The 11,893-nt window shown below is 73.7% G+C and carries 13 protein-coding genes; 6 read left to right on the forward strand and 7 right to left on the reverse strand.

All coding sequences use genetic code 11. The annotated features are described in order from the left end of the window. Positions 1–59: 59 nt before the first annotated feature. Positions 60–854: an adenosylcobinamide-GDP ribazoletransferase gene (locus tag ACWD6P_RS18405; protein ID WP_451445146.1), complete on the reverse strand. Its 795-nt coding sequence runs from the start codon at positions 852–854 to the stop codon at positions 60–62. Between the two features lie 77 nt (positions 855–931). On the opposite strand from ACWD6P_RS18405, the gene ACWD6P_RS18410 reads away from it, so the two are divergent. Beyond that, complete coding sequence (locus ACWD6P_RS18410) at positions 932–1,669, forward strand: hypothetical protein (RefSeq protein WP_451445147.1); 738 nt, start codon at positions 932–934, stop codon at positions 1,667–1,669. Between the two features lie 27 nt (positions 1,670–1,696). Here the strand turns inward: ACWD6P_RS18410 and ACWD6P_RS18415 are convergent, their stop codons facing one another. The 5 genes from ACWD6P_RS18415 to ACWD6P_RS18435 all read right to left on the reverse strand — a co-directional run bounded on the left by ACWD6P_RS18415 (position 1,697) and on the right by ACWD6P_RS18435 (position 7,381). Beyond that, positions 1,697–2,437 carry a hypothetical protein gene (locus tag ACWD6P_RS18415; RefSeq protein ID WP_451445148.1) on the reverse strand — a complete coding sequence of 247 codons (741 nt, stop codon included), beginning with the start codon at positions 2,435–2,437 and terminating at the stop codon, positions 1,697–1,699. Then, the gene (locus tag ACWD6P_RS18420) at positions 2,434–4,203 is read right to left on the reverse strand and encodes a phosphatidylglycerol lysyltransferase domain-containing protein (RefSeq protein ID WP_451445149.1); all 1,770 of its coding nucleotides are present in this window, start codon (positions 4,201–4,203) and stop codon (positions 2,434–2,436) included. The genes ACWD6P_RS18415 and ACWD6P_RS18420 overlap by 4 nt, the downstream gene beginning before the upstream one ends. 148 nt (positions 4,204–4,351) lie before the next feature. After that, the gene (gene cobT, locus ACWD6P_RS18425) at positions 4,352–5,398 is read right to left on the reverse strand and encodes a nicotinate-nucleotide--dimethylbenzimidazole phosphoribosyltransferase (protein WP_451445150.1); all 1,047 of its coding nucleotides are present in this window, start codon (positions 5,396–5,398) and stop codon (positions 4,352–4,354) included. 109 nt (positions 5,399–5,507) lie between these two features. Next, entirely contained in the window at positions 5,508–6,032 is a 525-nt protein-coding gene (locus ACWD6P_RS18430) for a class I SAM-dependent methyltransferase (RefSeq protein WP_451445151.1), read from the reverse strand. A 62-nt stretch (positions 6,033–6,094) separates the two neighbouring features. Continuing rightward, the gene (locus tag ACWD6P_RS18435; RefSeq protein WP_451445152.1) at positions 6,095–7,381 is read right to left on the reverse strand and encodes a bifunctional adenosylcobinamide kinase/adenosylcobinamide-phosphate guanylyltransferase; all 1,287 of its coding nucleotides are present in this window, start codon (positions 7,379–7,381) and stop codon (positions 6,095–6,097) included. 161 nt (positions 7,382–7,542) lie between these two features. Here ACWD6P_RS18435 and ACWD6P_RS18440 point away from each other — a divergent pair, with 161 nt between their 5' ends. Further along, positions 7,543–7,758 carry a hypothetical protein gene (locus ACWD6P_RS18440; protein ID WP_451445153.1) on the forward strand — a complete coding sequence of 72 codons (216 nt, stop codon included), beginning with the start codon at positions 7,543–7,545 and terminating at the stop codon, positions 7,756–7,758. Positions 7,759–7,821: 63 nt separating this feature from the next. On the opposite strand, the gene ACWD6P_RS18445 is transcribed toward ACWD6P_RS18440, so the two are convergent. Continuing rightward, positions 7,822–8,418: a DUF3043 domain-containing protein gene (locus ACWD6P_RS18445; RefSeq protein ID WP_451445154.1), complete on the reverse strand. Its 597-nt coding sequence runs from the start codon at positions 8,416–8,418 to the stop codon at positions 7,822–7,824. Positions 8,419–8,678: 260 nt separating this feature from the next. Between ACWD6P_RS18445 and ACWD6P_RS18450 the strand changes: the two genes are divergently transcribed. The 4 genes from ACWD6P_RS18450 to ACWD6P_RS18465 all read left to right on the forward strand — a co-directional run bounded on the left by ACWD6P_RS18450 (position 8,679) and on the right by ACWD6P_RS18465 (position 11,878). Then, positions 8,679–9,479 carry a PspA/IM30 family protein gene (locus ACWD6P_RS18450; protein WP_451445155.1) on the forward strand — a complete coding sequence of 267 codons (801 nt, stop codon included), beginning with the start codon at positions 8,679–8,681 and terminating at the stop codon, positions 9,477–9,479. Between the two features lie 57 nt (positions 9,480–9,536). Next, positions 9,537–9,815, forward strand: coding sequence for a PspA-associated protein PspAA (gene pspAA, locus ACWD6P_RS18455; protein ID WP_451445156.1), 279 nt, complete (start codon positions 9,537–9,539; stop codon positions 9,813–9,815). Between the two features lie 84 nt (positions 9,816–9,899). Further along, complete coding sequence (locus tag ACWD6P_RS18460; RefSeq protein WP_451445157.1) at positions 9,900–11,195, forward strand: sensor histidine kinase; 1,296 nt, start codon at positions 9,900–9,902, stop codon at positions 11,193–11,195. Next, positions 11,192–11,878: a response regulator gene (locus ACWD6P_RS18465; RefSeq protein ID WP_451445158.1), complete on the forward strand. Its 687-nt coding sequence runs from the start codon at positions 11,192–11,194 to the stop codon at positions 11,876–11,878. Before ACWD6P_RS18460 ends, ACWD6P_RS18465 begins: the two co-directional genes overlap by 4 nt. Positions 11,879–11,893 lie beyond the last annotated feature (15 nt).

The following is an 11,893-nucleotide window of genomic DNA, read 5'->3' on the forward strand; positions in this document are numbered from 1 at the left end:
GGCCGGATCCGGTGAACTACCCGCAGGATCAAGGGAGTTGGCCGCAGCGCCCCGGGTCTCTACCCCAGTGCCAGCACGACCAGCGCCGCGAGTCCCGCGCTCTCCGCGAGCGCGCCGAACACATCGCCGGTCACCCCGCCGAACCGCCGCCGGCAGTGCCCCAGCAGCAGTTCGCCGGTCCCCAGCCCGAGCAGCGCCGCGAGCCCCGCGTGCAGTGCGCCCAGCGCCCCGAAGGCGGCGCCCGCCCCCGCGCAGCCGGCGGCCACCAGCGCGGCGCACCCCGCCGCCGCCCGCACCGGGACGGCGCCCGCGACCGCCGCGCCCAGCCCTTCGGGGCGTGCGGCCGGCACCCCCGTACGGGACGCGAGGGTCAGCGCACCGCGCGCGACCGCCGCCGCGACCACCGCCGCCAGCGCGCCGTACGCCCAGCCCCGCGCGTACAGCTCGTGCAGCGCGGCCACCTGGGCCAGCAGGGTGAACAGCAGCGTGATGACCCCGAACGGGCCGATGTCGGACTGCTTCATGATGCGCAGCGCGTCCTCGGCGGGCTTGCCGCTGCCCAGGCCGTCGGCGGTGTCGGCGAGTCCGTCCAGGTGCAGGCCGCGGGTGAGCGCGGCGGGCACCGCGGCGGTGCCGACCGCGGCGAGCAGCGGGCCGCCGCCGAGCAGCAGCAGCGTCCCGCCGAGCGCGGCCGCGCACAGCCCGACGACCAGCCCGGCCAGCGGCGCGCAGAGCATCCCGCCGCGCGCCGCCGCCCGGTCCCAGCGGGTGACGCGCACCGGGAGCACGGTCAGCGTGCCGAAGGCGAAGCGCAGGGCGTCGGAGGGGGCCGGGGGAGCGGGGGTCTCGGTCACCGCGGCAGGCTATCCGCCCGGCCGCGGCGTTTAATTGCCGTGAATTGTCCTTACGCGACAAATGGGGAGCGTGTGGGATGGGCCACTGGTGGTACCGCAACATCGTCGAGCCGGGGAAGCTGCCGCTGCTGCTCGCCCTGGCCTCGTTCGTGCTGACCTTCCTCGTGACCCGTGTCATCACCCGTCTCATCCGCGCGGGCCGGGGCCCGTTCCGCAACATCGCCACCGGCGGGGTGCACGTCCACCACGTGGTGCCCGGTGTGGTGCTGATGGTCGTCGGCGGCTTCATCGCCCTCGCGGGCGACCGGCGCGGCTTTGGCTCCGGCGCGGCGGCGGTGCTCTTCGGGATGGGCGTCGGGCTCGTCCTGGACGAGTTCGCGCTGATCCTGCACCTGGACGACGTCTACTGGACCGAGGAGGGCACCAAGAGCGTCGAGGTCGTCATCCTCACCGTCGCGCTGGTCGCCCTGGTCCTCGCCGGCTTCCTGCCGTTCGGCGTCAACGAACTGAGCCCGGACGAGACGGCCGACCGCTTCACGGTCGTACGGACCGTGGCCGGCAACTTCCTCCTCGCGGTCGTCGCGCTCCTCAAGGGCAAGGCCCGGATCGCCGTCATCGGGGTGTTCGTGCCGTTCGTCGCGCTCTTCGGCGCGATCCGCCTGGCCCGGCCCAACTCGCCCTGGGCCAGGCGCTGCTACCGCAAACGGCCGAAGGCGCGGGCCCGCGCACAGGTCCGCGCCTACCGTCACGACCGCCGCTGGTCGGCGCTGCGCCGCAAGGCCGAGCACCTCATCGGCGGCGCCCCCAGCCGCTGAGAGCCGGTGCCCCCGGCCGGCCGGGGGTCAGGGACAGGCTCTGCCGTACTGCGCGTCCCGCGGCTTGCGCGGGCGCCACAGCTCGCAGATCCCGCACACCACCAGCACCGCCAGGATCGCCGCGACATGCTCCTTGCCCGCCAGGTTGTTCTTGATGAACACCACCTCGAAGAGCATCGCGAGGACCACCAGCGCACAGGTGAACCACGCCCGGTAGCGCCAGCAGACGAACACCGCCAGCCCCACCACGGCCGCCGACGGCCCCGTGTCGACGACGTACTTGTCCGAGTCGGGCAGCCCGATGGGGCTCTGCGGGCCGATCCAGATGCCGATCCGCGCGTACATCGTCCCGGCGAGCGTGGCGAGGTAGGCCACCAGCAGCGTCTGCCGCCAGCCCACGCAGATCTCCGCGATCCCGAAGACCACCAGGATCTGCGCCAGCGCGCCCCACACCGGAAGGTCCAGCGCCGGCACGAACAGCGACAGCGGCGTGCGCAGCAGCGCCACCCACAGATGCTCCCAGGCCTGTACGGAACCGATGTCCTGGACCGTCTGATAGCCCCAGGGCTGGTTCTGTACGTACTGGAAGGTCACGGTCAGACACACCGCGGCGAGCGTGACGGGAATCGCCCGCAGCTTCCTTGCGGCAAGCGCGGACCGGACCGTCCGCAGCAGCGGGCCCCACTCGGCACGCGCGGCACGCCGCAGGACGGACTCCCGCCGCGCCGGTGCGGGTACCTCCCGCCGCCCCGCCCCAGCCGAGCTCATCTCACGTTCTCCAGGTGCTTGCGGTTCAGCCACTTGGGCAGACCGGGTGCTTCCAGAAAGCCCTCCGCCCGGCCGGCGGCGAGGCCGATGCGCAGCAGGTCGGTGCTCTTTTCGAACAGCATGTACCGCGGTTCCCAGATCGGCCGGTATTTCGCGTTGGCGCGATAGAGCGATTCGATCTGCCACCACCTGGAGAAGAAGCTGAGCAGCGAGCGCCACAGGCGCAGCACCGGGCCCGCGCCGAGCCGCGATCCGCGTTCGAAGACGGAGCGGAACATCGCGAAGTTCAGCGAGAGCTGAGTGATCTCGACCTCTTTCGCCCGCTGGATCAGCTCCAGGACCATGAACTCCATCAGCCCGTTCTCGGAGTCGCGGTCGCGCCGCATCAGATCCAGCGACAGGCCCTTCGCGCCCCACGGCACAAAGCTCAGCAGCGCCCGCAGCTCCCCGCTGGCGTCGGAGCACTCCAGCATCACGCACCGCCCGTCGGCCGGGTCGCCGAGCCGGCCCAGCGCCATCGAGAAGCCGCGCTCGGTCTCCCCGTCGCGCCAGTCGTCGGCCAGCCGCAGCAGCCGGTCCATCTCCTCGGCCGGGATGTCCTCGTGACGGCGGATACGGACGGTGTAGCCGGCCCGCTCGATGCGGTTGTAGGCCTGCCGCACGGTGCGCATCGCCCGGCCGCCGAGCGTGAACTCCGCGGTCTCCACGATCGCCTCGTCGCCCAGCTCCAGCGCGTCCAGACCGTGCCGGGCGTAGATCGTGCCGCCCTCCTCGCTCGCGCCCATCACGGCCGGCGCCCAGCCGTGCTCCCGGGCCTCGGCCAGCCACACCTCGATCGCCCCGGGCCAGGCCTCGGGGTCGCCCAGCGGATCGCCGGAGGCCAGCGACACGCCGCCCACCACGCGGTAGGTGACCGCCGCCTTGCCGCTGGGGGAGAACAGCACGCTCTTGTCGCGGCGCAGCGCGAAGTAGCCCAGCGAGTCGCGGTCGCCGTGCCGCGCGAGCAGGCCGCGCAGCCGCTCCTCGTCGTCCGCGGTGATCGCCTCGGTGCTGCGTACGGACCGGAACGCCGCCCACAGGACGGCCACCAGCAGCAGCGCGCTGAGCACATTGATCGTGACGTTGACCCAGTTCGGGGTGGCGATCCCGGGGAAGTGCCGTTCGTCGGCGGCCAGCGACACCAGCCGCATCAGCCCGTAGCGCCAGCGCTGGAGGAACGTCGAGGACGCAGCGGAGGCGTCCTGCGCGGTGTTGGTGACGGTCACCAGCAGCGCCGCCAGCAGCGAGGTGACCAGCAGCCCGCCGGCCGCGACCGCCGCCGCCAGCTTCGGGTTCGAGCGGTCGCCCTTGGCGTAGAACTCCCGGCGCCCGACCACCAGCGCGGCCGTGAACAGCAGCGTCAGCAGCAGCGACACCCAGTTCTGCGGATGGCCGCGGAACTCCGGTGCCGTCACCAGCGCGAAGCCGAACAGCAGCGACAGCAGCCCGGACAGCACCAGGTTCAGGATCCACGCCGCCCGCTTGCGCCGCCGCAGCGTCACGGACAGGAACAGCGAGAAGGCGCCGGAGGCGAAGCCCGCCGTCAGCAGATACGGAGTGAAGTAGTCCTCGATGTTGTGCCGGCGGATGTCACTGCCGAACGACACCCACACCGCGCTCAGCAGATTGATGAACGTGACGGTACGCAGATACCAGATGCCGAACCCGGCACCCCGCTGTGACCAGCGACCGCGGCGGCGGTCCTCGTGGCCTTCGTCCGGACGCAAGCGATGTCTCCCATAAAAAGGTGTAATGCGTGATCTTATGGGGCGCCGCCGGCGGTCCGGTACGGGCGTGAAGTGATGAGCGCCCCGTTACAGGGCGCCCGTTCCGAGCGCTTCCCGGCGCGGCCGGCCACGGTCGGCCGGCGCCGCGTCAGTCGCGTACGGGCAGTTCTGCCGCCAGGGCCGCGGCCGCCTGCACCAATGGCAGAGCGAGCAGCGCCCCCGTCCCCTCACCCGCACTGACGCCGTGGTCGAGGAGAGGGTTGAGTGCGATCCGGTCCAGCGCCTTGGCCTGCGCCGGCTCACCGCTCGCCTGCCCGGCCAGCCACCAGTCCGGCGCCCGGAACGCCACCCGCTGCGCCACCAGCGCACAGGCCGCCGAGACCACCCCGTCCAGGATCACCGGCGTCCGGCGCACCGCGCTCTGCAGCAGAAAGCCGGTCATCGCGGTCAGATCCGCGCCGCCGACCGTGGCCAGCAGCTCCAGCTGATCGCCGAGCACCGGCCGGGCCCGCCGCAGCGCGTCGCGGATCGCCGCGCACTTGCGCATCCAGGCCAGATCGTCGATGGGGGCCCCGCCCCGCCCGGTGACCACCGAGGCGTCCGTACCGCACAGCGCGGCGATCAGCGTGCTGGCCGCCGTCGTGCCGCCGACGCTCAGATCGCCCAGCACCACGAGGTCGGTGCCGGCGTCCGCCTCCTCGTCCGCGATCGCCATCCCGGCCCGGAACGCCGCCTCGGCCTCCTCGGCCGTCAGCGCGTCCTCGACGTCGATCCGGCCGCTGCCGCGCCGCACCCGATGCCGGGTGACCTCGTCGGGCAGCTCCGCCAGGTCGCAGTCCACCGCCATGTCGACCACCCGCAGCCCCGCCCCCGCACGGCGGGCCAGCACCGCGGCCGGGCTCGCGCCGTCCAGCACGGCCCGTACGAGCTCCCGGGTGCCGCCGGCCGGCCGGGCCGACACACCCAGCTCCGCCACCCCGTGATCGCCCGCGAACAACACCAGCCGCGGCCGCTCGACGGGCCGCACCGGCACCTGCTGCTGCGCGGAGGCCAGCCACTCACCCAGCTCGTCGAGCCGGCCGAGCGCCCCCGGCGGCACGGCCAGCCGCGCCCGCCGCTCCTCGGCGTCACGGCGCGCACCGCCATCGGGGCGCTCGATCAGGTTGGCGAAGTCATCGAGGTTCAGGCTGCTCATTGGGCGCAGATTACCGTCAACTCGGCGCTGACGAGGCGCAGTGCCGCCAAGGCCGCACAGGGCCCGTCCGGCGAGCCGGGGAAGGAGCCCCGCGCGCTCCGCGTCCCGCTCACCGCGCCGCGAACCGCACCTCGCACACCGGCGGCGTCCGCAACCTCCGGCCCGGCAGCCGATGCCGCAGTCCCGCCGGCCGCAGTTCGCGTACGGCGGCGATGCCCGGGTGCGCGTCCGCCACCCGCACCAGCGCCCGCCGCGACCGCGCGTCACCGACCAGCGCGCCACCGGGAAACCGCTCCGCGCACGCCGCGAGCAGGGCGCGCACCGCGGACGGCGGCAGCCGCCTCAGCACGCCCGGCGCGGTGACGATGACCCCCCGGTGCGGCTCGCGCACCGCGTCCAGCCAGCCGTGGTCGGCCACCGCGCGGGCGACCGTACGCCGCCGGGCGCCGTCCGGCAGCAGCATCCGGCGCACCGCGGTGGCCTCGGGCGGCTGCACCGTCAGCCAGGTCAGCCGCCCGTTGTCCAGCCGCCAGAAGCCGGTGCCGAGCCCCTCGCCGAGCGCGACCACCGTCGCCTCCGGATGGCGCGTCAGATAGGCGCGTACGGCCGCGTCGGTCAGCTCGGTTCCGGTCACAGGCCAAGCGCACCCGCCGCCGCGCCCGCAGGCAAGCGGACACGGCCCGCCGGGGCGCTCCGTCAGCCGCGCAGCGCAAGCGCCTGGCCCGCGACGACCAGCAGCACCTGCTCGCACTCCGCGCCGAACGCCGCGTTCAGCCGCCCCAGTTCGTCGCGGAACCGGCGGCCCGCCGAGGTCGCCGGCACCACCCCCGAGCCGACCTCGTTGCTCACCGCCACCACCGGCCGGTGGGTCTCGCGCACCGCCGCCACCAGCGCATCGGTCCGCTCCCGCAGCGCCCGCCGGCCCCCGGCCTCCCAGGCCGCGTCGTCCCACGCCCCGACCTCGTCCATGGCGTGCGTCAGCCACAGCGCCAGACAGTCGATGAGCAGCGGCGAGGCATCGGCCGGCCGCCCCGGGACGGGCCCGGCGGCTTCCGGGCCCGTCCTGGCCGCCTCCAGGAGCGGCACCAGATCGCAGGTCTCCACCGTGCGCCAGCTGCTGGGCCGCCGCTCGCGGTGCAGCGCGATCCGCTCGGCCCACTCCTCGTCGCCGTCCCGGGTGCCCCCGGTCGCCACGTACACCACGTCAGGAAAGGCCGCGAGCCGCCGCTCGGCCTCCGCCGACTTCCCGCTGCGCGCCCCGCCCAGCACCAGCGTGCGCCGCGGCAGATCCGGCACCGCGTGGTACTCGCCGACCACCAGCGAGCCGCCGTCCGCCACCGCCCGCGCACCCACCGCCGCCAGCCTGCGGTGCAGCTCGGGCCCCGGCGGCACGCCGTGGTCGATGTGCACCGCCACCACGTCCGTCGCCGCGTCCACCGCCCCGCTCGCCCGCAGCCGGGCCAGCGCGTCCGGCCGCTCCAGTACGTCGAGCAGCACCAGGTCGTACGGACCGGCACCGCCCGGGCCCGCATGGCCGCCGCCCGCGCCCTCGTTCACCTCGCTCAGCCCGGCCGGCGCCGCCCCCGGCGGCAGGTACAGCAGCCGCTCGCCGTCGGGCCCGGAGATCTCGTAACCGGTCCCCGGGATGTCCACCGCGATGGCCAGCACCCGGTGCCCGTCCAGCAGCGCCAGCTCCCGCCCGTCGGCGACCCGGCCCGGCGTCGGCAGCCCGGCCGGCACCTCCATCGCCGGCCCGTTGTGCGGATGCGAGAGCAGCACCTGCCGGACGCCCGTCAGCGACTGCCCGGCGCGGGCGGCCGCGAAGGCCGGCCCGGGTGTCAGGTCGATCAGCAGCGCCCCGTCGACGAGCAGCGCGGTCGCCGCCCGCGCTTCGTCGCCGACGGCGGTCGCACAGGCGGCACACGGGCAGCCGGGGCGCGGCAGCCCCTGCGGGGCCCCGGTGCCGAGGAGAGTCACATCCACACCGCCGAGTTTCTCGCGTCCGCTCCCGGTGGGCGCGGCGGGGGCGGGCTCGACACGGCCGTTAGGCTGCCGATCAGCACGGAAGCACGACATGGCGGAGTGCGTCGAGACGCGGTCCGCGGTGGGACAGACACGTACTCGGTGGGATCCAGGAGGCGCACATGGCGTGGACGTGGCGGTTCGAGAAGGCCGACGGTACGGAGACGGCCCCGGCCGTCGAACCGGAGGAGTTCACCACGCAGGGCGACGCGGAGTCCTGGATCGGCGAGGAGTGGAAGGCGCTCCTCGAAGGCGGCGTCGACCAGGTCCGCCTCTTCGAGGACGACACGGAGATCTACGCGGGCCCGATGAGCCTGCACGCGGCCGCGGAGGACTGACCCCGGACACGGCTGTCGGCCGGGTCCGCAGGGGACCCGGCCGACAGCAAGAATGCACGAGCCCTAGGGCCGCTCGCCCCGCTTCACCTGCGGCTTGGGCAGCCGCAGCCGCCGCATCTGCAGCGTCCGCATCACCGCGTACGCCTTCACGCCCTTGAGGTTCTCGTTCGGGAACCGCTCCGGCAGCTGCTTGCCCAGGCGGAACCAGATCATCACCGAGTCGAGCACGATCAGCACGATGATCACCAGCCACAGCAGCAGCGCGATGCTCTGGATCGAGGGCACCCGGATCATGGTGAGCACCAGGATCACCACGGCCATCGGCAGGAAGAACTCCGCGACGCACCAGCGCGAGTCGACGTAGTCGCGGGCGAACCGGCGCACCGGCCCCTTGTCACGCACCGGCAGATACCGCTCGTCGCCACTGGCCAGCGCCTCGCGCTGGCGGGCCATGTCCGCACGGCGGGCCTCCCGCTGGGCCTTGGCGGCATCCTTGCGGTTGGTCGGCGTATGCGCACGGGAGCGGCGCTGCGACTGGGCCTCGCTGCGCTTCGGTGTCGGGCGGCCCTTGGGGGCCTGCGGGTCGCGGGGCTGCTGGGGCTGGTCCGCGGTCACCTTGGCGGTCGCGGCCTGCTCATCCTTCGAACGGCTTCGGAACACAACACCCAAGGGTACGTGCTCGCCGCGGTGGGGCCAGGGTTCGACGGGAACGATCCGGCAACGGCACCCGTCCGCCGCCCCCCAGGGGCGGGCGCCTACTCCTTGCGCGGGAGGAAACGCGCTCCGCGATCGTCCTGGAGGAGGAGCGCATCCGGGCGCGAACAGTGCGGTAATGGAACCAGGGCCCGTACTGTGGGGTCTGTAGATGTGCTGGAGCCTAAGCCCGATGTAACTCGGTCAGAAGGGGGCGCGCGAGGCCCATGAGCGATGGTGTCATGAAGCGGATGGGGATGATCTTCCGCGCGAAGGCCAACAAGGCCCTGGACCGGGCCGAAGACCCGCGCGAAACCCTCGACTACTCGTACCAGAAGCAGCTGGAACTGCTGCAGAAGGTACGCCGCGGCGTCGCCGACGTGGCGACCTCCCGCAAGCGCCTGGAGCTGCAGCTCAACCAGCTCCAGGGCCAGTCGGCCAAGCTGGAGGACCAGGGCCGCAAGGCGCTCGCGCTCGGCCGGGAGGACCTCGCCCGCGAGGCGCTCTCCCGCCGCGCCGCGCTGCAGCAGCAGGTCACCGACCTGGAGACGCAGCACCAGACGCTGCAGAGCGAGGAGGAGAAGCTCACCCTCGCGTCCCAGCGGCTGCAGGCCAAGGTCGACGCCTTCCGGACGAAGAAGGAGACGATCAAGGCCACCTACACGGCTGCCCAGGCCCAGACCCGGATCGGCGAGGCCTTCTCCGGCATCTCCGAGGAGATGGGCGACGTCGGCATGGCCATCCAGCGCGCGGAGGACAAGACCGCGCAGCTGCAGGCCAGGGCCGGTGCCATCGACGAGCTGATGGCCTCCGGCGCGCTGGACGACCCGTCCGGTATGGCCAAGGACGACATCGCCGCCGAGCTGGACCGGCTCTCCGGCGGCACCGACGTCGAGCTGGAGCTGCAGCGGATGAAGGCCGAGCTGGCGGGCGGCCCGTCGGCGGGCCAGCAGGCCATCGAAGGCGGCACGCCCGGTCAGGCCCAGCAGGCCCCGCAGCAGGACCAGCCGCGTTTCGACAAGCAGTGACGGCCGGCGGGGGTTAGCCTCGCCAGGACCGTCGGAACCGGACCGAGGGAGACCGTCGTGATCGTACGGATCATGGGGGAGGGCCAGGTGAAGCTGGACGATGCCCACTTCATCGAGCTCAACAAGCTGGACGACGAGCTGCTCGCGGAGATGGAGAGCGGCGACGTGGAAGGTTTCCGGCGCACCCTCGGCGCCCTCCTGGAAGCGGTGCGCCGCATGGGCACACCGCTCCCGGACGACGCCCTCGAACCGTCCGAACTGATCCTGCCGGCCCCGGACGCGACCCTCTCCGAGGTACGGGAGATGCTCAGCGACGACGGGCTCATCCCCGGCTGACCGCCTCCCGGCGACCTCCACTCCAGCGCATACGGCACCCGGCGCCCCGGCCCCCACAGGGCCGGGGCGTTACCGTTTCCTCTTGTGAGTCTCCCCGACCCCGCTCCGGACGCGCCCCGCGCCGCCGGCCGCTTCCAATGGCACCGGACGCATCCGCTCGCGTTCGACGCCCTCCTGGCGGTGGCCGCCTTCGTGTGCATCCTGTGCGGCGCGGTGGTCGATCCGCACCGCATCCACGGACCGCGCATCGCACCCCACCAGCTCTCCGCGGCGACCGTGGTGCTGGCCGCGCTGGCCTGCGCCGCCCTGGTGCTGCGCCGCCGGCTGCCCCGTACGGTCCTGGCGGCCACCGGCGCGCTGACCATCGTCGAGCTGGTGGCCCGCGCCACCGACCCGCGCGCCCCGGTGGCCGCCGCCGCCGTCATCGCGCTCTACAGCCTGGCGTCGCGCACCGACCGGCCCACGACCTGGCGGATCGGCGCGCTGACCGTCGTCGTGCTGACCGCCTCCGCGATGCTCTGCGGGCCCCGCCCCTGGTACGCGCAGGAGAACGTCGCCATCTTCGCCTGGACGGGCATGGCCGCCGCCGCGGGCGACGCCGTCCGCAGCCGCCGCGCCTTCATCGACGCCATCCGCGAGCGCGCCGAGCGGGCCGAGCGCACGCGTGAGGAGGAGGCCCGCCGCCGGGTCGCCGAGGAGCGGATGCGCATCGCCCGCGAGCTCCATGACGTCGTCGCCCACCACATCGCGCTGGTCAACGTCCAGGCCGGCGTCGCCTCGCACGTCATGGACAACCGCCCCGACCAGGCCAAGGAGGCGCTGGCGCACGTCCGCGAGGCGTCCCGTTCGGCGCTGGAGGAGCTGCGCGCCACGGTCGGCCTGCTGCGGCAGTCCGACGACCCCAAGGCGCCGACCGAGCCCGCGCCCGGCCTCGGCGTCCTCGACCAGCTCGTCGAGGGATTCGTACGCACCGGCATCCCCGTCGACCTGGACATCCCGCACGAGCCCCGGCAGCTGCCCGCCTCCGTGGACCTCACCGCCTACCGCGTGGTCCAGGAGGCGCTGACCAATGTGCACAAGCATGCGGGGGAGGGCGCCCGCGCCACGGTGCGGATCACGCACTCCGAGGCCGCGCTGACCGTGACCGTCCTGGACGACGGCGCAGGACGGGCCGGCGTACCCCGCCAGCGGGGCGGCGAGCGGCCGGCGGGCGGGGCCGGGGCCCCCGACGACAGCGGCGGCGGCCACGGCCTGATCGGCATGCGCGAGCGGGTCTTCGCGCTGCGCGGCACGGTCGTCACGGGCCCCCGCGCGGCCGGCGGCTTCCAGGTCCGGGTGACCCTTCCACTGCAGACCGTCCGTACGGGGGAGACCACATGACGATCAAGGTACTGCTCGCCGACGACCAGACGCTGCTGCGCAGCGCCTTCCGGGTACTGGTCGACTCCGAGCCGGACATGCGGGTGGTGGGGGAGGCCTCCGACGGCGCCCAGGCCTACGAGCTGACGAAGGCGGAGCGCCCCGACGTCGTCCTGATGGACATCCGGATGCCCGGCGTCGACGGCCTGGCGGCCACCCGCATGATCAGCCAGGACCCGGAGCTCACCGACGTCCGGGTGGTGATCCTGACGACCTTCGAGGTCGACGACTATGTGGTGCAGTCGCTGCGCAACGGCGCCAGCGGCTTCCTCGGCAAGGGCGCCGAGCCGGACGAGATGCTGGGCGCGATCCGGATCGCGGCGGCCGGCGAGGCGCTGCTGTCGCCCGCCGCGACCAAGGGCCTGATCGCCAAGTTCCTCGCCCAGGGCGGCAGTTCGGCCGACGGCGGCCCCGCCGGACGGGGCGCGGAGCGGCTGGCCACGCTGACCGGCCGCGAGCGGGAGGTGCTGGTCCTGGTGGCCGGCGGCCTGTCCAACGACGAGATCGCCGAGCAGCTGGCGGTCAGTCCGCTCACGGTCAAGACGCACGTCAACCGCGCGATGGCCAAGCTGGGGGCCCGCGACCGCGCCCAGCTGGTGGTCATCGCGTACGAGTCGGGACTCGTACGCCCACGGGTGCAGTGAGGGCCGAGCGGCCCT

The organism is Streptomyces sp. NPDC002446 (assembly GCF_053595675.1).